The following is an 18,815-nucleotide window of genomic DNA, read 5'->3' on the forward strand; positions in this document are numbered from 1 at the left end:
CGATCCCGGGTTCGTGGCAGACTATGCGCGGTCGGGTTCCCCTCGGGGAGCACGTCGGGAGGGTTCGCCTAGTGGCCGATGGCGCTGGTCTTGAAAACCGGTAAGGCAGCGATGTCTTCGTGGGTTCGAATCCCACACCCTCCGCCCGCAACGCCCAGGAGGCCGAGGTGACGGACGCGGCGTTGGCCGAGGTGATGGCCGAGTTGGTCGCGCTGGAGGACCCGAGGGTCCGCGCGGTCAACGAACGGCACGGCGACGACCACGGGGTCAACCTGGGCAGGCTGCGGGCGGTCGCGAAGCGGCTGAGGACGCAGCAGGAGCTGGCCCGCGAGCTGTGGGCGACCGGTGACAGCGCGGCCCGGCTGTTGGCGCTGCTGGTCTGCCGGCCGAAGGCGTTCGGGGCGGACGAGTTGGACGGCATGCTGCGCGAGGCGCGTACGCCCAAGGTGCACGACTGGCTCGTGGCCTACGTGGTGAAGAAGAGCCCGCACGCCGAACGGCTGCGGCTGGCCTGGCTCGCCGACCCGGATCCGGTGGTGGCGAGCGCCGGTTGGGCGTTGACCACCGAGCGGGTGGCGCGCAAGCCGAACGGGCTCGACCTGGCCGGCCTGCTGGACGTGATCGAGGCGGAGATGCGGGACGCCCCGGACCGCCTCCAGTGGGCGATGAACCACTGCCTGGCCCAGATCGGGATCGACCACGCGGGGCACCGTGACCGGGCGATCGCCGTCGGCGAGCGCCTGGCGGTGCTGAAGGACTATCCGACGCCGCCGGGCTGCACGTCGCCGTACGCGCCGATCTGGATCACCGAGATGGTGCGCCGGCAGCACGAGAGCGGGGTATGAAGGGGCGCAGAACATTTCGCGCACCCGGAAGGACCGTTTCGATGACCCTGGAACGACCGATCGCCCCGGACCCGTACGAGCTGCTGCCGACGGTGTCGGCGTTCGACCTGACCAGCGACGACGTGCACAACGGCGAGCCGATGGACGCGCGGTACGCGCACGGCAGCGCCGGCGGCGAGAACGTGTCGCCGCACCTGTCCTGGTCCGGCTTCCCGGCGGAGACGAAGAGCTTCGTGGTCACCTGCTTCGACCCGGACGCCCCGACCGGCAGCGGGTTCTGGCACTGGGTGCTGGTGGACGTGCCCGCGTCCGTCACCGAGCTGCCCACCGGGGTGGCGGAGGCCGACCTCGGGGGCGCGTTCAGCATCCGCAACGACTACGGCGACACCGGTTACGGCGGCGCGGCGCCGCCCCCGGGTGACCGACCGCACCGGTACGTCTTCGCGGTGCACGCGGTCGACGTCGAGCGCCTGGACGTGGGCAAGGACGCCAGCCCGGCCTTCGTCGGCTTCAACCTGGCGTTCCACACCCTGGCCCGCGCGGTGATCCGCCCGACCTACCAGGTCAAGGACTGACCAGAGGTAAGCAGGGGCCCCTTCTTAACACGCGGGTGTGAGAGGGGGCCCCATCTATACCGGAGGCGTTAACAGGGGGCCCCTCCTTGCGCCTCAGGCGGGGACGCGGGCGACCGCGAAGACGGACTGGCCGAACGGCGGCCGGACCCGCTGCTCCGCGGCCTTGGTCGCGGGCAGCACCAGCGTGTCGTAGACCTTCACCATCGGGCCCTCCTTCGGCATCAGCCGGAAGACCTTGGTGGCCATGAAGTAGCCGATCAGGCCGAGCGCGTTCGCGTAGTGGATCTTCTCCACGGTGAGCCCGGCCTCGGTCATCGCCGCGCCGAGCGTCTTCTTCGTGTAGCGCCGCACGTGGCCGGTGGCGATGTCCGCCGGGCTCATCGCGAACTGGAACGCCGGCACGATGATGACCACCGCGCCGCCGGGCCGGACCAGGTCGCGCATGCTGCGTAGCGCGCCCACGTGGTCGTCGATGTGCTCCAGCACGTTGTAGGAGACGGCGGCGCTGTAGTCGCCCCGCTCGGTGTGCGGCAGCAGCATCTGCCGGACCTCGACGCCCGGGTGGTCGGCCAGCCGTTCCTTGAGCTTGATCAGCCGCTCCGGGTCGGCCTCGGTGGCGGTGATCCGGGGCAGGTGCTCGGCCCACTCCAACGCGTAGTCGCCGAGGCCGCTGCCGATCTCGATGGGGTTGTCACCGAGGTAGGGCACGGCCAGCTCGACGAACCACCGTCGGTGGTTGACCGCCGTCGCCAGGCCTTCGAGCACCTCCGACTGGACGCGCTGATCCCCAGTGATTTCTGCCATGCGTCGATTCCTCACGATATGACTGACCCGCGCCTGGACCGTCAGAGTCAACCATCTGGATGGCTGGTGGGGAAATCGGGGCACCGGGGTGGCCGAATTGCGGTCGGGTGGGGCACGTGATCGGCGGTCGGCGAACTCGGCACATAGTACGTGAGTCCCGGAAACATGTCACGGGCCCGTCATACCCTGACTACGCTCTGAAATGTCATGACTACTCCGGAATCGGACGTGGGCCCACGGGGTCGGCGGTTCGACGCCCTCGCCGTGCTCAGCTTCGTGCTGCTCGCGTTCTGGGTCACCGCTCGCCTGTGGGTGGATCCGGCGAACGGGGTCCGGGACAATCGCACCGATCAGGCGCAATTCGAATGGATGATGGCGCACGGTGCGCGCGTCGTCACGGATTTCGCCTATCCGTTCACCTCGGACCGGATGAATGTGCCGGACGTGGTCAATCTCATGGCCAATACGTCCGTATTATCCATTTCGGTGCCGCTGTCGCCGATAACGCTGTGGTGCGGGCCGCGGTGGTCCTTTCTCATTTTCCTCACCCTCGGCCTCGCCGCCACCGGAGCGGCCTGGTATTTCCTGCTCTCCCGCGTGGTGATCGGCGCGCGCGGGCCGGCCTGGCTGGGCGCCGGCTTCTGCGCGTTCGCGCCCGCGATGGTGTCGCACGCCAACGCCCACCCGAACATCGTCAGCCAGTTCGTGGTGCCCCTGATCGTCTGGCGGACGCTGCGGCTGGCGCAGCCCGGCCGCTGGCTGCGCAACGGCGTGCTGCTCGGCCTGGTGATCGTCTGGCAGGCGTTCCTCAACCTGGAGATCCTGCTGATGACCGCCATCGGCCTGGGCGTGGTGGTGCTCGCGCTGGCGCTCGGGCGGCCCGCGCTGCGGTCGGCGGCACGCCCGTTCGCCGCCGGGCTCGGGGTGGCCGCCGCGGTCGCCGGGGCGCTGCTCGCGTACCCGCTCCGGGTGCAGTTCTTCGGCCCCGGCGCCTACAGCGGGCTCTCCACCCTGATCCGGGGCTACTCCACCGACCTCGCCGCGTACGTCGCGTGGTCCCGGGAGTCGGTGGCCGGCGACGCCCGGGGCAGCGAACCACTGGTGAAGAACGCCACCGAGGAGAACGCGTTCTTCGGGTGGCCGCTCGTGGTGCTGGTGGCCGCGCTGGTCTGGTGGCTGCGCCGGGACGCGGTGGTGCTCGGGCTGGCCGCGGTGGGGCTGGTGTTCGCGGTCTTCTCGCTCGGCCGACAGGTCCGGTTCGACGGGCGGGACACCGGCGTCCCGGGCCCGTGGGCCGCGCTGGAGAACCTGCCGGTCCTGCACTCGGTGGTGCCCACCCGCTGGTCGCTCGCGCTCACCCCGATCGTCGGCGTGCTGCTCGCGCTCGGGGCCGACCGGGCTCGACGTCTCGCCGCGCGTCACCCGGCGGCACGCGGGCAGATCCGGTTCGCCACCGGCACCGTGCTGGCCATGGCGCTGCTGCCGATCCTGCCCACCCCGCTGCCGGCCAAGCGACTCGACCCGACCCCGGCGTTCGTCACCGCCGGAACCTGGCGTCCCTACGTCGCCGACGGGCGGAGCGTCGTCACGCTCCCCCTGCCCGACACCACGTACGCGGTCCCGCTGCGCTGGTCCGCCGAGACCGGGCTGGACATGCCGCTGGCCCGGGGCTACTTTCTCTATCCGGACACCCGCCCGGGCGGCGACCGGATCGCCCTCTTCACCGCCCCACCGCGTCCCACCAGCACGTTCTTCGACACGGTGCGGCGCACCGACGCGGTGCCCCCGATCACTCCGCAGGACCGGGTGGCCGCCGTCGACGACCTGCGGTACTGGCGGGCCGGCGTGGTGATCCTCGACCCCCGGCTGCGGCAGGCCGAGGCGCTGCGCCGGGCGATGACCGAGCTGACCGGGATCACGCCCACCCGCTCCGGCGGGGTGTGGCTGTGGGACGTCCGGCCGTTGGTGGACTGAGCGCGTCGGGCGCTCAGCCCTGACGGACGCAGCAGCCCTGGCAGACCTTGGGCCGGGGCAGCGTGAACGCGAGGCAGCAGGTGCGCCGCTGCACGGTCGGCTCGCCGGTCGGGCCGGGCACCAGCTCGACCAGGTCGCCCAGGTCGAGCGCGTCCAGCAGCGTGGTCACGGTCGCGGCCGACGAGCCGGGCAGCGCGTCCGCCGCGCGCAGGATGCCGTGCGCGATGCCGGACGCCACCGAGCCGAGCAGCGTACGGGTGCCGATCCGGACCTCGCCCTGGATGGCGGTGATCAGCGGGGCGAAGTGCGCGTCGAGCAGCGACGCGCGCAGCTCGCCGAGCAGTGCCGTCTCGTCGGCGACCACCCGGATCCCCGGCGCGCCGCTGAGGGCGAGCGGGTCGCCGGGCAGCACCGCCACCGGGGTCGAGGCGCGCAGCCCCAGGGTGAGCAACTGGTGGTGGTCCTCGAAGTGCACCAGCACGTGGGCCGGGTCGAGCAGCGGCACCCGGCGGGCCGAGGCCCAGCCGAGCACGGCCGGCAGCGCGGTCCAGTAGCTGTAGGACTTCCAGGCCAGCGCGGCGCAGGCGTGCGGCGTGCCGCCCCAGCGCCGGCCCGCGGCGGTGAGGAACTCGGGCAGCAGCGTGCCGTCGACCAGGCGGGCGGCCGGGGTCCAGCGGTCCAGCTCGTCGCGGACCAGTAGGCCGGGCGCGAGCCCGGGCAGGTCGTCGGTGCCGAACATGACGCGCAGGGTCGCGGTCACCGGGGCGAACGGGGTGGCGACGTCGCGCCCCGGCATCACCGCAGTCACCTGGCCGTCCCCTGTCTGGTCGCCCTGCCGGCCGGCGCGTGCCGTCGACCGAAGCTAAGGCTAGCCTAACCACAATCCCCGGCGGAGGGAAAGTGGTGCCACGGGCTTCAGGGGGAGGTCCCGGTCACTCCGTCGCCGTCGCGTACTACCCGGCGGGGTGGGCGGAAAACGCCGCCGGGCGGGCCGGGCGGGTCGCGCAAGCATCGACGTGCGCCGTTGAATTGTCAAGGCGAGTGTCGAATACGAGGCAGTTTCCGTACACGTCCGGCCACCCAACGTGAAAATGGTCGTCCCGGCTACGAGGAAGCTGATGACGACCTCACCGATCGAGCGTGCCGCCGACTCGTTCGCGGCCGAACTCGCCCGGCACCGGACCGGCCGAGGGCTGTCCAAGAAACAGTTGGCGACGCTGATGGGCTTCGACCCGTCCTACGTCAGCCACGTCGAAGGGCGCCGCCACCGGCCCACCGAGGATTTCGCCCGCCGGGCCGAGGCCGTCCTGGAGGCCAGCGGCGCGATCTGGCAGCGTTTCCGGGAGTACGACGAACTGCGGCACGGCCGGGCCGCCGGGGCGCACCGGGACCCGCCGGTACCCGGCCAGTGGCTGCCGCCCGGCACCGGCCTGGTGGTCGAGCGCGAGGTCGCCACGCTCACCCACACCGGCGACGGCTACCACTGCGCCATCCGCCGGGAGCTCTACAACGCCGGCACCGAGCCGGTCACCCGCTACCTGGTCCGGGTCGCGGTCGACCGCTACCCGAACGATCCGGGCCGCTCCAACCGGCACCACCGGGAGCATCCGCTCACCTTCGCCGAGCTGCAACTCACCGCGTACCGGGACGACGGCAGCGGGCGGGAGCCGATGCACTGGCGGGCCAAACACGACCGGGACGCGTTCAAGGAGATCTGGCTGCTCTTCGAGAACGACGAGGGCCGCTTCCCGCTCTACCCGGGCGACCGGGTCACCATCGAGTACGCGTACCAGGTCGGCCGGGACAAGTGGGGCCCCTGGTTCCAGCGCGCCGTACGCCTGCCCACCCGGCACCTGGCGGTGCGCCTCGACCTGCCCGCGGACCTCGACCCGAAGGTGTGGGGCGCGGAGACCTCGCTGTCGGCGGAGGAGGGACCGCTGCGGACGCCGATCCAGCGCACCGCGGCCGACGACCGCCTGATCTTCGACTGGGGGACCGACGACCCGCCGCTGAACGCCCGCTACCGCTTGCAGTGGCGGTTCCGCAGTCCGGCGCCGGAGGCCGAGCCGGACGGCCCGCCGGCCGGCGGCCGGGTGCGGGCCAGCGACCGGATGCGCGCGGTGGGCATCGTGCAACGCGGCGACGACCTGCTCCGGCAACCGGCCCGCCCGTTCGACCTGCCGGCCGAGGAGCCGCACGCCCGGAAGGTGGTCGACCGGCTCGCCGGCATGCTGGTCCGCCTGGACGAGCTGCACCCGTTCAGCAAGGGCGTCGGCCTCGCCGCACCCCAGCTCGGCCTCGGCTGGGCCGCCGCCCTGGTCCGCCCCGCCGACCGGGCGGCCGAACCGGTGGTGCTGCTCAACCCCCGCGTGGTGGACGCCGCCGCCGAGACCGACGAGCAGTACGAGGGCTGCCTCTCCTACTTCGACCACCGCGGCCTGGTGCCCCGACCGCTGCGGATCGACGTGGAACACGCCCTCTGGGACGGCAGCCGGGTGATCACGTCCTTCGAGTACGCGATGGCCCGGCTGGTCGCGCACGAGATCGACCACCTGGAGGGGCGCCTGTACGTCGACCGGATGGCCCCCGGCGTGCCGCTGGTGCCGGTGGAGGAATACCGCGAGACCGGTACCCCCTGGCGCTACTGACACGGGGGGCCGGGTCGCGTGCCCCAGGGGGCGGGGGCACGCGACCCGGCTCGGGGGGAGAAAGGCTCAGAGGTTGCCGAACGTGTCGTAGCGGATGTTGTCCGGCGGGACGTCGTCGGCGGCGAGCGCCCGCAGCGTCGCCCGGACCATGGCCGCCGAACCGGAGACGTAACAGTCGTGCGTGGTCCACGGGCCGTACCGGGTGACCACCTCGGAGACGTCACCCTGCTCACCGGCGTAGTCCGCGTCCTCGCTGCACGCCGGCGTCACCGACAGCCAGGGGTGGGTCGCCACCAGCTCCTCCAGGCCGGCCAGCCCGTACAGCTCCTCGGGGCGGCGGGCGCCGTAGAAGACGTGCACCCAGCGGGTCCGGTTGACCCGGGCCAGTTCCTCCACCAGCGCCTTGATCGGGGCCAGCCCGACCCCGCCGGCCACGCAGAGGATGTCCCGGGTGGAGTCCGGGTCCAGCGTCATCGAGCCCATCGGCGCGGCCACCCGCAGCAGGTCACCCGGCTTGGTCCGGCGGACCAGCGCGCCGGAGACCCAGCCGGCCGCCCCGGCCGGTGTCCGGACGTGGAACTCCAGCACGTTCTCCTCGTTCGGGGCGTTCGCCACCGAGTACGTCCGCCACACCCGGGGGTGGTGGCGGGGCACCTCCACGCTCACGTACTGACCGGCCTTCCAGGCGAGCGGATCCTGGAGGGCACGGACGGTCAGCACCGCCGTGTCCGGGCCGTGCCGCTCGTGGGTGAGCACCTCGGCGTGCCAGAACGGCGGGTTCCCGTCCGCCTCCGCGCCGGCGAGCATCCGCTCGCTGATGCTCGCGTACGCCTCCCGCCACGCCTGGTCGTACTCGAGGTTCCAGCCGTCGCCGGCGGTGCTGCGCAGCGCGTCGAGCAGGGCGACGCCCATGGTCTCGTAGTGGGCGGACGACACGTGGTACTTCCGGTGGTCCCGACCCAGCGCGCGCAGGTACTCGTCGAAGCTCTCCGGATCGTCCACCGTCTGGGTGGCCGTGACGATGGCCTCCAGGATCCGGTCGCCCTGCCCGTTCATCTGCACCGGGAAGAGCGCGCGCAGCTCCGGGTCGAGGAGGAACAGCCGGGCGTAGAAGTGGCCGCTGAGCCGCTCCCGGTGCTCCTCCACCAGGGCCCAGCTCTCCTTCAGCAGCCGCGCGAAGTTCTCCACAGGGGCACGCTCCTTCTCCGTACGGGCGGATCGGCCCCCATAGAATGTCCACGCAGCGTGTCCGTCGGTCGCACACGATGTGCGACCGGCCCACCTCGTCGCCGAGGTGGTTTCATGGTCCGGTGACGGTTGACGAGCTGGCCCGGCCGGTCTCCCGCCGGGTGCTGGGCACCGAGACGCTGCTCGTGCTCGGTCTCTCCCTCGGCCAGTCGGCCGTGTACGCGCTGGTCTCGCTGGTCGCCAAGCTCACCGCGTCGGGCGGGCTGTCGAAGCAGACCGCCGCGCTGAACACCTCCGCGTCCGCCCGGCCCTACCTCGACCTCACCTACCAGCTGCTCGGGATCGTCTTCGCGCTGCTGCCGGTGCTGCTCGCCGTACACCTGCTGGCGCGCGACCCCGGCGACCCGGCGCGGACGCTCGGCGTCGACCTCCGCCGGCCCGGCTCCGACCTGGTCCGCGGCGCGGGCCTGGCCGCGCTCATCGGCCTGCCCGGCCTGGCGCTGTTCTGGGTGGCGGCGCAGCTCGGCATCAACGCCACCCTCGTTCCGGCCGCCCTGCCGGACCTCTGGTGGGCGGTGCCGGTGCTGATCCTCGCCGCCGTGCAGAACGCCGTGCTGGAGGAGGTGATCGTGGTCGGCTATCTGGTCACCCGGCTGCGGCAGCTCAACTGGCGGATCGGCGCGGTGCTCGCGACCAGCGCGGTGCTGCGCGGCTCGTACCACCTCTACCAGGGCTTCGGCGCGTTCGTCGGCAACGCCGTGATGGGGCTGATCTTCGGGTGGTTCTACCTGCGCACGCGCCGGGTGGCCCCGCTGATCGTCGCGCACACCCTGCTCGACGTGGTCGCCTTCGTCGGCTACGCGCTGCTGCCGAGGTCCTGGTTCGGCTGGCTCTGAGCGTTGCGCCAGGTCGGCGAGGTGGCGGGTGATGCCACCACCTCGCCGTACCCGGTGTCGATCAGGCGCGGGTGGGCCGGTACCGGGCGACCGCCCGGGCGGCGAGTCGTTCGGCGGCGGCCGTCCCACCGGTCGCGGCCGCCAGCGCCGCCGCGCCCGGCAGCAACCGGGCGGCCAGCCGCAACCCGAGCCACCCGCCCGCCTGCGCGGCCACCGGCGTGGCCAGCCGCCAGGCCGCCTCGGCCACCCGCCCCCACGGCCCGTCCGCCGGCTCGTCGGCCGCCCGGGCCGCCGCCAGCGCCGCCCGGGCCGTGCCGTCGTCCGGGTGCACCGACGTCAGCACCAGCAACTCGGCCGCCCGGTCCGGATGCGCCGGCTCCCGCCCGTAGGCGGCGGCCAGGTGCAGCACCAGGTTCGCCTGGGTCCAGAGCACGGCGGTCAGCTCCGCGACCGGCGCGAACAGCCCGGCGCCCGCCGCCAACGCGCCGCCCGTGCCGGCCATCCGGACGAACCGCCGGGTCGCCAACCGGGCCACCCCGTCCGCGTCCGCCTGCGGGTAGGCCCGGCGGACCTGCTCCACCCAGTCCCGGGCACGCGGACCGAGGGCGTCCACCGCGGCCAGGGCCAGCAACTCCGGCGCGAACCCGGGGTGGTCGCGCAACCTCGGCCCCACCGCCCGCCAGCCCTCCACCGGGGTACGCGCCACCGCCGCCGACCCGTCGGCGGCCCGGGTGATCCGCTCACCCGTGCCCGCGGTTGCGGCGTCCCTGCCGATGACCCCGTGCGCGGGGGTGTCCGAGGTCGGCCCGGCGACCGGCCGGGGGTCCGCCCTGTTCGGGCCCTCCGCCGTGGGGCCGGCGTCCGGCACGGTGTCCGGTCGGTCCGGGATCTCCGCCATGGGGCCGGCGTCCGTCCGGGCATCGGCGGGTGACGGGGTCGGCGGGACAGCCCCGGCCGCCTGCCTGGCGGTGCGTTTCGCGGGGCTGGTCCGTGCCGCCGGGGTGGCCTTGGTGGTCCGGCGGGCCCGCGCCGGGCGGACCGGGCTTGCCGGCTCCTCGACCGGGGTCGGCTCGGCGTCGGCGGGCTGCGGCCCGGCCGTGGACGCCCCAGCCCCGGCCGGCGCGGTGAACTCGGGCGCGTCGGGGGTTCTCCGGCTCGCACCGGCCGCCTTTCGCGGGGTGGGCGCGGCCTTCCTGGCCGCCGGGGCGGTCGTCTTCCCGGCCGGGGTGGTCTCCGCGTCGGGCGTGGTCCTGTCCTCGGCGGCACGCCGTGCCCGCTTCGGGGTCGCCTTCGCGACCGAGGTCGCCCCGGTCGCGGTCGCCCCGACCGAGGGCCCCCCGGACGCCGTACTCCCGGTGGGAACCTCGTTCGGCGTGGGGTCGACGGCCGCCGGCGGCTGACCGGTCACCTCCGGCTCGCCCGGCGGCGTACCGGAACCGGCGTCGTCCCGCTCGGCGGTCCCCCCGCCGGATCGCGTACCCGGGCCGGTGTCGTCCGGCGCGGCGGCGGCCGGGCCGGACGGCGAACCTGGATCGGGCTCGGCGGGGTCGCCGCCGGCGCGTGGGCGAGGCGCCGGCGGCGCCTCGGCGGCCGGGGCCGGCGGCTGGAAGAGGACGGTCGGCGCGGTCCGACGCGGTCGCCGGCGCGGCGGTGTGTCCTCCGTCGCCTCCACCGGGGCGGGCTCCGGTGCCGGTGGCGGGCTGAACGTCGGTCGGGGGGAGCGGCTCCGCCGGGCCTTGGCGGCGGGCTCGCGATGGGGCGGATCGCTCGGCGGGTGCTCCTGCATATCGATGGAGCGTAGCCGTGGACGTGATCTGGCACACGGTGGAAACACGCCGTCCGGACCGGGCGCCGGTAGTCGCTTTGCTCCGGGCGGGTGCGGACCTGTATTCTCGGGCGCGGTGACCTCCGGGCCACCAGGGAGACTTCGCCTAGTCTGGTCTATGGCGCCGCACTGCTAATGCGGTTGGGGTCTTAAAGCCCCTCCCGGGTTCGAATCCCGGAGTCTCCGCGCGAAAGCCGGTTGTGTAGACTGGCCGAGCACCGGGCGCCCGTAGCTCAATGGATAGAGCATCTGACTACGGATCAGAAGGTTAGGGGTTCGAGTCCCTTCGGGCGCACAGGGTTTGACCTGCGGAAACGCCCCTCTGGCGATCGATAGTGATCGACCAGGGGGGCGTTTTTCGTGCCACTTCGGTGGCACGGGTGCGCCGCAGTTGCCACAGCGTGACCAGCGGCGTGGCTTGCGGTGAGCGGCCTGCGCCTGCCGACGATCAATCCGCGTCCTGGATCGTCACTGCGCGGATCATTGGCCATCCCGGACCAGACGACGTGGCGGGTGGGTGTGGCCAACGAAGCGAGTGGTCGAACATCCTTGTCGTCCGGTCGATGCAGCCACTCCGGGTTAGTCGCTGGGGCGCCGTTGCCTCTGCGGAGAGTCGCGAGACCAGCGGCCTGTCACTACTGCCGCCCTACGAGAAGCGCTTGAACAGGCGCTCAACGAAGTCTGGTCCCTTGGACATCTTCTCTGGGGGTATCCCGAGCAGGTGCTCGACAAAGTCGGGGCCCTTGGCGATCTTGTCGGGTGAGTTGCCGGTTCGGCGCTCGTGCGCGGCGAACTCATCCCGTAGGAACTCCAAGGCCGCCGGCAGATCCGCTTCGGCCAGCGGAGTACCTGCCGACGCGAGGTGGTTGAGCTGCTTCGGGGACCGCACCGGCTGCCCTACAAGCCTCGCGGCTGCCACCATGGCTAAGTGGAAGCGGTAGTTGTTCCGCTCCGGCACGCTGACACCGGCGGCCTCCGACGCCAGGAACGCGTCGATCTCCTTCTGAGCCCTGGCGACCCAGAGATAGATCTTCACCGGGAACTCCTTGGAGAAGATCCGCCGGTACTCTTCGTCACGCTTAAGGAGGCTCGATGGCCGGGCTCGCGAGTTGTCCGGGCGGCTGAGACCCATTGCCATGACAGCCTGCGCAAGCAGCGAGATGCTCACGATCCGTTCCGCGCTGCGCCCGCTGTTGCGGTAGAAGTTCTTCCGCCGGTCGTAGTACCAGTCCTGCCCGAGGAAGTACGCCTCGATGTCGCGCTGAATGTCGTCGGTCGCGCGCAACGACGCCGCCGGCACCGATGTCTGCCGGTTGGTTGCACGGATGACGAGATCCCGGGTGGCTAGGTCATCGCCGGTCACCAGGATGCGGACCAGCACCGAGCGTTCGAACGCTGGATGGTCCGCGGGCGCCGTTCGCAGGAAATTGAAGATGGTGTGCGATGACTGCAATCCGTTGACCACCTGCACGTCGTCGAGAGAATAGGTCTTGGCGACCGTGGTGGCCTTGGAGCAGACGATGGTGACGCCGTTGTTCAGCCACCAGAACTCCGGCCCCTCGGGGTCCTCCAAGGATTGTCGGATCTCCCGGTTCACCTCGACATCGCCTTGGTAGTCGCGGACGTTCCAGTCGAAGATGTGCCGTCGTAGGTGGCCGTTCTCATCGGCCAGGAAGGTCAGGTAATCGCGTAGCTTGACCAGGGCGACGTGGCTGTTGCCGCTGGTCGCGTTCTCCTGATAGGTCAGTTCCGTCGTGTATGACGGGACAGCGTTCGCCCTGCGCCACAACTCGGCGGCCCCGAGGAACTCGACGCGACCGTTGGCGCCGGGGATAACGCTGGCGAGCTGAGCCTCCAGGTCGCGAGCCTTGATCTCGACCTTGGTGTTGATCGAGTTCGGGCCGGTGGCGCGCCCCCGGGTTGCATACACGAAGTGAATCTCGACCTGAGGGTGCCGCGTGGCCAGCACTCGGAGAGCCTTCCGAAAGAACCCCGTCCGCAAGACCGTGCCCGGCGAATACAGCTTGAGGAGATCGTCCTCGTTCTCCGAGAGGTTCAGTAGCCGCGCAAGCGCGCTCCCAGCCTTGTCGATGGCCGTCTCGGTGAACGACGTCTCTCGCTTAGCCTGCACCAACCAGAGTTCAAGCTTCACGCCGCGCGGTAGTTTGACCGCGGAGAACCCGTCCTGCAGCACGTCGCTGTCCTCGGAGAGGAGCACCCCGCCGACGAACACGTAGATCGCGTCGATCGCCCCGTCGTTGCTGCCTCCGATGACGCCCTCGGCTACCTCCTCCGAGGACAGTTGCCGCGCGGTGAGTGCCTGCTCCGCAGCGAAGATCTCGAATGCCTCATCGTCGCGGATTGGGATGGACCGGTCGGCCTGCCGCTGGACCAGGACTTGATCGAGCAACACCTGTTCGTTGTCGGCCACGCACGAAGTGTAGGCGAAATTTGGTCGATAGGATCGCCCTGCGCGAGCCGGACTCGATCTTCGTTCACATAACATCAACTGATTGGTGGGCAATCCTCAGCAGGTCGGAGGCGTCGCTGTACCTGCAGGACGAGGCGGCTAGCCCGTTAGCAGTCGCGAGCCTGTAGCCGGTCTCGCTGCACATCGGCATCAACCGTGCCACTTGAGTGGCACCGTGGGGGATGAGAACGCGGTCTAGCGTCACGTTCCGTCGACACTGCTACATGCCGTATCCGGACAAACCTATATAGCTGCAGGTCACGCGCACCCTCTCCTCCTGAGTACGGATCAGAAGGTTAGGGATTCGAGTCCCTTCGGGCGCACAAGATGGAAAAAGCCTGACCCGCGGAAACGCGGGTCAGGCTTTTTCCTTGTCAAGCCCCGGTGGCGGTGATCGAGCCGGCGATCATGCATCGCGCGACCGCCGTGGGGGTGGGCATCAGCTGCCGCAACAGCCACCGGTCTGGGCGTCGACGGGTGCGGCGTCGAGCGTGACCAGGTTCAGCGGCGCGGCGAGCAACCCGCCGGAGATTCCGGTGGCCAGTCCGCGTGACGTCGGCTCGGTGGCCGGCGCGGGTCCGCAGCAGCCGTCGCCGGTGGCGGAGTCGTCGGGGTTGCTGTTGCACACGCCGGTCTCCGGCAGGTCGAGCTGGACGTCGCGGGCGGCGGCCCAGTCGCCGGCGAGGGCGGCGACGACGGAGCGGACCTGCTCGTAGCCGGTGGCCATCAGGAACGTGGGCGCCCGCCCGTAGCTCTTCATCCCCACGGCGTAGTAGCCGACCTCCGGGTGGGCGAGTTCGTCCACCCCGTGCGGAGGCACGGTGCCGCAGGAGTGCTCGTTGGGGTCGATGAGCGGGGCGAGGGCGCGGGTGGCACCCATGACCGGGTCGAGGTCCAAGCGCAGTTCGGCGGCTATGGAGTGGTCGGGGCGGAAACCGGTGGCGGCGACGATGCGGTCCACGGTGACCGATTCTTCGCTGCCGTCGCCGTGGCGCACCACGACGGTCACCCGGTCGTCACCGGTCGGGGTGAGGGCGTGGACGGAGAAGCCGGTGAGCAGCCGGATCCGGCCGGCGTCGACGTGGGCCCGCAGCCGGGAGCCCAGCGCCCCGCGGGCGGGGAGGGCGTCGGCGTCGCCGCCGCCGTAGGTGCGCGCCGGCGAGGCGGTGCGGATCGCCCAGGTCACCGCGGTTCCCGGGTGCTCGGCCGCGAGGTCGGCCAGGGAGAGCAGGGTGTTGGCGGCGGAATGACCGGCGCCGACGACGAGGGTGTGGCGGTCGGCGAAGCGGTCGCGGTCGGCGCCGAGCACGTCGGGCAGGGCGTGCTCGAGGTACGCGCCGGCCTCGGCCTCGCCGAGGGCGGGCAGGCCGGAGGCGCCGAGGACGTTCGGCGTGCGCCAGGTGCCGGAGGCGTCGATGACCGCGCGCGCGAGCACCTCCTCGCCGTCGGTGAGGCGGATGAGGAACGGGGTGGTGTCGCGACCGACGGTGCGCAGCCGGTCCAGGCCGAGCCGGCTGATCGCCTCGACCCGGGCGCCGTAGCGCAGGTGCGGCTTGAGCGCCGGCAGCTCCGCCAGTGGCTGGAGGTAGTCGGCGGCCAGTTCGGCGCCGGTGGGCAGGGCGTCGGCGTCGGGAGCGACCCAGCCGGCGTCGTCGAGCAGCCGCCGGGCGGCGGGGTCGACGTCGTACCGCCACGGGGAGAACACCCGTACGTGGCCCCACTGGCGCACCGCCGCGCCGGCGGTGTCGCCGGCTTCGAGGACGAGGAAGGGCAGGCCCCGTTCGTGCAGGTTGGCGGCGGCGGCGAGGCCGACGGGTCCGGCGCCGATCACCACGACCGGGAGGGTATCCAGGGCGCTCATCAGGCAACTCCTCTGTGTTGATAACTGTCGAATCAGCGATGCGGGTGGTGGCCCGGGATTCGCGTGCCGTTCCCGCCTGGTCTGTCTCGACGTCCGTCAAATCAGAGAGTTGCACGTTGATTAGAAGAATGTCAACCTAGAGGCATGTCTAAGCAGTCGACGCCGCTCGTCGCCATCGACCTGAACGCGGAGACCTCCTGCTGTGCGCCGCTGACCCGACGACCGGTGCCCGCGCAGGCGGCGGGTGCGCTCGCGTCGGCGTTCAAGGCGCTCGGCGACCCGGTGCGTCTCCAGTTGATGTCGATGATCGCCTCCGCCGAGGGCGGGGAGGCCTGCGTCTGCGATCTCACGCCGGCGTTCGACCTGACCGGCCCCACGATCTCGCACCACCTGAGGACGCTGCGCGAGGCCGGCCTGGTCGACGCCGAGCGGCGCGGCACCTGGGTCTACTACCGCGCCCGGCAAGGCGTCCTTCGCCAGTTGGCGTCGCTGCTCTCCGTCGAGCCCGCCGCGCCGTAGCGGCCCTGGCGGTCCTTGTCGGGGAGTCCGGGGAGGGGTGCTTCCCGGGGGTGGCGTTGGCAATCGACGTTAAGTCAGCTAACGTTGAGTCAATGGACGTTGAGCTTAACTCCCTGGCGGGGCGGGCGCGCATCCACGCCGCGCTCGGCGATCCGGCGCGGCTGGCGATCGTGGACGCCCTCACCCTCGGTGACGCGTCCCCGGGGGAGATCGCCCACACCCTCGACCTGCCCACCAACCTCGTCGCCCACCACGTCAAGGTCCTTACCGAAGCCGGCCTGGTGGTCAAGGGCCGTTCCGAGGGTGACAAGCGCCGCACCTACCTGCGGCTCCGGGCGGAGTCCCTGGCCGTGCTGACCCCGCCCCCGCTGACCGGGGTCGGCCGGGTGGTGTTCGTCTGCACCCGCAACTCCGCGCGCTCCCAACTCGCCGCCGCGCTCTGGCGCGACCGCACCCACACCCCGGCTGCGTCCGCCGGAACGCAACCGGCCTCCCGGGTGCATCCCCGCGCCGTGACGGTCGCCGGCCGGCACGGGCTGCGTCTGGATCCCACCGCCACCGCCCACGTCACCGACGTCGCCCGCGACGACGACCTGCTCATCGCCGTGTGTGACAACGCCCACGAAGACCTCACCGGGCCCGTCCGCCCGCGCCTGCACTGGTCCGTGCCCGATCCGGTCCGTGTCGACACCGACGAGGCGTTCGAGGCCGCGTTCGCCGACCTCGCCGCCCGCGTCGACCGGGTCGCCCCCGCCGTCACCATCGCGCCCGGAGAACTGTCATGACTGACACCAGCCCTCACCTCCGCCAGGAGGTCTCCATCGACCAGCAGGTCGCCCTGCGCACCGCGGCGACGCGGCTCGCCGAGGAGTTCACCGGCGTCTACGGCGCCGAGACGATCGAGCGGTTCCTGTACTCCAGCCACGACCAGTTCGCCACCGACAGCACCATCCCCCACTACCTGCCCCTGCTCGCCGAACGCTTCGCCCGCCAGCGCCTGCAGGCTCTGGCCCGGGTCGAGGGTCACCACCGGGACGGTCGCCCCGTGGTGCTGTTCCTGTGCACCCACAACGCCGGTCGCTCCCAGATGGCGCTCGGGTTCTTCGCCCACCTCGCCGGCGACCGGGCCGTCGCCTGGTCCGGCGGCAGCGAACCCGGCGCCGCCGTCGCCCCCGCCGCCGTCGCCGCCATGGCCGAACGCGGCATCGACATCTCGCAGGAGTTCCCCAAGCCGTGGACCGACGAGGTCGTGCGCGCCGCCGACGTCGTGGTCACCATGGGCTGCGGCGACGCCTGCCCGGTCTTTCCCGGCACCCGCTACGAGAACTGGGACCTCGACGACCCCGCCGGCCTCGACCTGGCCGACGTGCGACCCATCCGGGACGAGGTCGAACGCCGCGTCCGCCACCTGTTGGATCAGATCGGCATCCTGGTCCCACGGCCCGGCTCGCCGGTGGCGACGGCGATGTGACCAGGTTGCCGACCGATCCGCTCCGCGTCCGAGACCTGCTCGCCGACCGTCCCGCCCGCACCGGTCACCCGGGCGAGGACCCGGGATACGCCAGTCCAACGTCACGCGACGTCGGTGACCTCGCTCGACGCGCACGCGCCAGCACCGACGACCCACGGGAGTCTCCATGAGCACCGCCACCCGAGCCGACCATGCCGCACCGGTGGCGGCACGTCTGTCCCGCCTCGACCGACTCCTGCCGGTGTGGATCGGCCTGGCCATGGTCGCCGGGCTGCTGCTCGGCCGGATCGTTCCCGGGCTGGACGCCGCCCTGGACGCCGTCAAGATCGGCGGCATCTCGCTGCCCATCGCGCTCGGCCTGCTGATCATGATGTATCCGGTGCTGGCCAAGGTCCGCTACGACCGCCTCGACACCGTCACCGGCGACCGGCGCCTGCTGGTCTCGTCGTTGGTCCTCAACTGGATCGTCGGCCCCGCCCTCATGTTCGCCCTGGCCTGGTTGTTCCTGGCCGACCAGCCGGAGTACCGCACCGGCCTGATCATCGTCGGCCTGGCCCGCTGCATTGCCATGGTCATCATCTGGAACGACCTCGCCTGCGGCGACCGGGAGGCCGCCGCCGTCCTCGTCGCCCTCAACTCCGTGTTCCAGGTCCTCGCCTTCGGTCTGCTCGGCTGGTTCTACCTGTCGGTGCTGCCCGGCTGGTTGGGTCTGGACGGTGCCGCGTTGGAGGTCTCCGGTTGGGACATCGCCGGCAACGTGCTCGTCTTCCTCGGCATCCCGCTGCTCGCCGGCTACCTCTCCCGTCGCCTCGGCGAGCGCGCCAAGGGCCGCGACTGGTACGAGCAGCGGTTCCTGCCCAGGGTCGGGCCCGTCGCCCTGTACGGGTTGCTGTTCACCATCGTGATCCTGTTCGCCCTCCAGGGCGAAGCCATCACCGACCGGCCGGTCGACGTCGCCCGCATCGCCCTGCCGCTGCTGGCCTACTTCGCCGTCATGTGGGCCGGGTCCTACCTGCTCGGCCGGGCCATCGGCCTGACCTACGAGCGCACGACCACCCTGGCGTTCACCGCCGCCGGCAACAACTTCGAACTGGCCATCGCGGTCGCGATCGGCACGTTCGGCGTGGCCTCCGGTCAGGCCCTCGCCGGCGTCGTCGGTCCCCTGATCGAGGTGCCCGTCCTCGTCGGCCTGGTCTACGTGTCGTTGTGGGCCCGCCGCCGGCTGTTCCCCACCCCCGGCACCCAGGCCGCGAGGTGACTCGACCGCACCGCGCCGCGGCCCACCGCGCGGCGACCATACCTCCCTGGAGAACGTCATGAGCGACAAGCCCAGCGTCCTGTTCGTCTGCGTCCACAACGCCGGCCGCTCCCAGATGGCCGCCGGCTGGCTCCGCCACCTCGCCGGCGACACCGTCGAGGTCCGCTCCGCCGGCTCCGCGCCCGCCGAGGCGGTCAACCCCGCGGCCGTCCAGGCCATGGCCGAGGTCGGCATCGACATCACCGACCAGACCCCGAAACTCCTCGAGTACGAGACCGCGGAGTCCTCGGACGTCATCGTGACGATGGGCTGCGGTGACGCCTGCCCCGTCTTCCCCGGCAAGCGGTACGAGGACTGGAAGCTCGACGATCCCGCCGGCAAGGGCGTGGACGCGGTCCGCCCGATCCGCGACGACATCCGTACCCGGGTGGAGGGGCTCCTCGCCGAGCTGCGTCCCACCGCCTGACACGACCCCTTCGAC

17 protein-coding genes and 3 tRNA genes are annotated in these 18,815 nt (G+C 71.8%); 14 read left to right on the forward strand and 6 right to left on the reverse strand.

Annotation, left to right across the window (positions count from 1 at the left end; all coding sequences use genetic code 11):
* Window positions 1-57: 57 nt before the first annotated feature.
* From CO540_RS20650 to CO540_RS20660, 3 genes are all read left to right on the forward strand, one after another.
* A tRNA-Ser gene (locus CO540_RS20650) sits at window positions 58-144 on the forward strand.
* Between the two features lie 50 nt (window positions 145-194).
* Complete coding sequence (locus tag CO540_RS20655) at window positions 195-845, forward strand: DNA alkylation repair protein (protein ID WP_099164873.1); 651 nt, start codon at window positions 195-197, stop codon at window positions 843-845.
* A gap of 41 nt (window positions 846-886) precedes the next feature.
* On the forward strand, window positions 887-1,420 hold the full coding sequence (locus CO540_RS20660; RefSeq protein ID WP_099163292.1) for a YbhB/YbcL family Raf kinase inhibitor-like protein: 534 nt from the start codon (window positions 887-889) through the stop codon (window positions 1,418-1,420).
* Window positions 1,421-1,513: 93 nt separating this feature from the next.
* On the opposite strand, the gene CO540_RS20665 is transcribed toward CO540_RS20660, so the two are convergent.
* Complete coding sequence (locus CO540_RS20665; protein WP_091568193.1) at window positions 1,514-2,224, reverse strand: bifunctional 2-polyprenyl-6-hydroxyphenol methylase/3-demethylubiquinol 3-O-methyltransferase UbiG; 711 nt, start codon at window positions 2,222-2,224, stop codon at window positions 1,514-1,516.
* A gap of 207 nt (window positions 2,225-2,431) precedes the next feature.
* Between CO540_RS20665 and CO540_RS20670 the strand changes: the two genes are divergently transcribed.
* The gene (locus CO540_RS20670; RefSeq protein ID WP_099163293.1) at window positions 2,432-4,198 is read left to right on the forward strand and encodes a hypothetical protein; all 1,767 of its coding nucleotides are present in this window, start codon (window positions 2,432-2,434) and stop codon (window positions 4,196-4,198) included.
* A 13-nt stretch (window positions 4,199-4,211) separates the two neighbouring features.
* On the opposite strand, the gene CO540_RS20675 is transcribed toward CO540_RS20670, so the two are convergent.
* Window positions 4,212-4,994: a hypothetical protein gene (locus tag CO540_RS20675; protein WP_099163294.1), complete on the reverse strand. Its 783-nt coding sequence runs from the start codon at window positions 4,992-4,994 to the stop codon at window positions 4,212-4,214.
* 322 nt (window positions 4,995-5,316) lie between these two features.
* Here CO540_RS20675 and CO540_RS20680 point away from each other — a divergent pair, with 322 nt between their 5' ends.
* On the forward strand, window positions 5,317-6,846 hold the full coding sequence (locus CO540_RS20680) for a peptide deformylase (RefSeq protein WP_099163295.1): 1,530 nt from the start codon (window positions 5,317-5,319) through the stop codon (window positions 6,844-6,846).
* 66 nt (window positions 6,847-6,912) lie between these two features.
* Here the strand turns inward: CO540_RS20680 and CO540_RS20685 are convergent, their stop codons facing one another.
* Window positions 6,913-8,034, reverse strand: a complete 1,122-nt coding sequence (locus CO540_RS20685) for a globin domain-containing protein (RefSeq protein ID WP_099163296.1) — start codon at window positions 8,032-8,034, stop codon at window positions 6,913-6,915.
* A 122-nt stretch (window positions 8,035-8,156) separates the two neighbouring features.
* Here CO540_RS20685 and CO540_RS20690 point away from each other — a divergent pair, with 122 nt between their 5' ends.
* A complete protein-coding gene (locus CO540_RS20690; protein ID WP_099163297.1) occupies window positions 8,157-8,930 on the forward strand; it encodes a CPBP family intramembrane glutamic endopeptidase in 774 nt (257 codons plus the stop codon).
* A 61-nt stretch (window positions 8,931-8,991) separates the two neighbouring features.
* Here the strand turns inward: CO540_RS20690 and CO540_RS20695 are convergent, their stop codons facing one another.
* On the reverse strand, window positions 8,992-9,828 hold the full coding sequence (locus CO540_RS20695) for a hypothetical protein (protein WP_253866113.1): 837 nt from the start codon (window positions 9,826-9,828) through the stop codon (window positions 8,992-8,994).
* Window positions 9,829-9,898: 70 nt separating this feature from the next.
* Between CO540_RS20695 and CO540_RS30425 the strand changes: the two genes are divergently transcribed.
* The 3 genes from CO540_RS30425 to CO540_RS20705 all read left to right on the forward strand — a co-directional run bounded on the left by CO540_RS30425 (window position 9,899) and on the right by CO540_RS20705 (window position 11,050).
* Window positions 9,899-10,330, forward strand: a complete 432-nt coding sequence (locus tag CO540_RS30425; protein WP_172967763.1) for a hypothetical protein — start codon at window positions 9,899-9,901, stop codon at window positions 10,328-10,330.
* 520 nt (window positions 10,331-10,850) lie between these two features.
* Window positions 10,851-10,941 (forward strand) — tRNA-Ser (locus CO540_RS20700).
* A gap of 36 nt (window positions 10,942-10,977) precedes the next feature.
* A tRNA-Arg gene (locus CO540_RS20705) sits at window positions 10,978-11,050 on the forward strand.
* Between the two features lie 351 nt (window positions 11,051-11,401).
* Here the strand turns inward: CO540_RS20705 and CO540_RS20710 are convergent.
* Window positions 11,402-13,186, reverse strand: a complete 1,785-nt coding sequence (locus tag CO540_RS20710; protein WP_157779164.1) for an AIPR family protein — start codon at window positions 13,184-13,186, stop codon at window positions 11,402-11,404.
* A 478-nt stretch (window positions 13,187-13,664) separates the two neighbouring features.
* Window positions 13,665-15,086, reverse strand: coding sequence for an FAD-dependent oxidoreductase (locus CO540_RS20715; protein WP_099163299.1), 1,422 nt, complete (start codon window positions 15,084-15,086; stop codon window positions 13,665-13,667).
* 144 nt (window positions 15,087-15,230) lie between these two features.
* Here CO540_RS20715 and CO540_RS20720 point away from each other — a divergent pair, with 144 nt between their 5' ends.
* The 5 genes from CO540_RS20720 to CO540_RS20740 all read left to right on the forward strand — a co-directional run bounded on the left by CO540_RS20720 (window position 15,231) and on the right by CO540_RS20740 (window position 18,800).
* On the forward strand, window positions 15,231-15,605 hold the full coding sequence (locus CO540_RS20720; RefSeq protein ID WP_099163300.1) for a metalloregulator ArsR/SmtB family transcription factor: 375 nt from the start codon (window positions 15,231-15,233) through the stop codon (window positions 15,603-15,605).
* Between the two features lie 92 nt (window positions 15,606-15,697).
* Entirely contained in the window at window positions 15,698-16,390 is a 693-nt protein-coding gene (locus CO540_RS20725) for a helix-turn-helix domain-containing protein (protein ID WP_099163301.1), read from the forward strand.
* Window positions 16,387-17,076 carry an arsenate reductase ArsC gene (locus CO540_RS31040; RefSeq protein ID WP_099163302.1) on the forward strand — a complete coding sequence of 230 codons (690 nt, stop codon included), beginning with the start codon at window positions 16,387-16,389 and terminating at the stop codon, window positions 17,074-17,076. The genes CO540_RS20725 and CO540_RS31040 overlap by 4 nt, the downstream gene beginning before the upstream one ends.
* Before the next feature lie 166 nt (window positions 17,077-17,242).
* Window positions 17,243-18,334, forward strand: coding sequence for an ACR3 family arsenite efflux transporter (gene arsB / locus CO540_RS20735; protein ID WP_099163303.1), 1,092 nt, complete (start codon window positions 17,243-17,245; stop codon window positions 18,332-18,334).
* A 58-nt stretch (window positions 18,335-18,392) separates the two neighbouring features.
* Entirely contained in the window at window positions 18,393-18,800 is a 408-nt protein-coding gene (locus CO540_RS20740) for an arsenate reductase ArsC (protein WP_099163304.1), read from the forward strand.
* Window positions 18,801-18,815 lie beyond the last annotated feature (15 nt).

This window comes from Micromonospora sp. WMMA2032 (assembly GCF_002688545.1).
Lineage (GTDB): Bacteria > Actinomycetota > Actinomycetes > Mycobacteriales > Micromonosporaceae > Micromonospora > Micromonospora sediminicola.

Coding starts and splice junctions, on each gene's coding strand:
- CO540_RS20655 (WP_099164873.1), top strand. CDS start 195: ATGGCCGAGTTGGTCGCGCTGGAGGACCCGAGGGTCCGCGCGGTCAAC.
- CO540_RS20660 (WP_099163292.1), top strand. CDS start 887: ATGACCCTGGAACGACCGATCGCCCCGGACCCGTACGAGCTGCTGCCG.
- CO540_RS20665 (WP_091568193.1), bottom strand. CDS start 2,224: ATGGCAGAAATCACTGGGGATCAGCGCGTCCAGTCGGAGGTGCTCGAA.
- CO540_RS20670 (WP_099163293.1), top strand. CDS start 2,432: ATGACTACTCCGGAATCGGACGTGGGCCCACGGGGTCGGCGGTTCGAC.
- CO540_RS20675 (WP_099163294.1), bottom strand. CDS start 4,994: ATGCCGGGGCGCGACGTCGCCACCCCGTTCGCCCCGGTGACCGCGACC.
- CO540_RS20680 (WP_099163295.1), top strand. CDS start 5,317: ATGACGACCTCACCGATCGAGCGTGCCGCCGACTCGTTCGCGGCCGAA.
- CO540_RS20695 (WP_253866113.1), bottom strand. CDS start 9,828: ATGGCGGAGATCCCGGACCGACCGGACACCGTGCCGGACGCCGGCCCC.
- CO540_RS20715 (WP_099163299.1), bottom strand. CDS start 15,086: ATGAGCGCCCTGGATACCCTCCCGGTCGTGGTGATCGGCGCCGGACCC.
- CO540_RS20720 (WP_099163300.1), top strand. CDS start 15,231: ATGTCTAAGCAGTCGACGCCGCTCGTCGCCATCGACCTGAACGCGGAG.
- CO540_RS20725 (WP_099163301.1), top strand. CDS start 15,698: ATGGACGTTGAGCTTAACTCCCTGGCGGGGCGGGCGCGCATCCACGCC.
- CO540_RS31040 (WP_099163302.1), top strand. CDS start 16,387: ATGACTGACACCAGCCCTCACCTCCGCCAGGAGGTCTCCATCGACCAG.
- arsB (WP_099163303.1), top strand. CDS start 17,243: ATGAGCACCGCCACCCGAGCCGACCATGCCGCACCGGTGGCGGCACGT.
- CO540_RS20740 (WP_099163304.1), top strand. CDS start 18,393: ATGAGCGACAAGCCCAGCGTCCTGTTCGTCTGCGTCCACAACGCCGGC.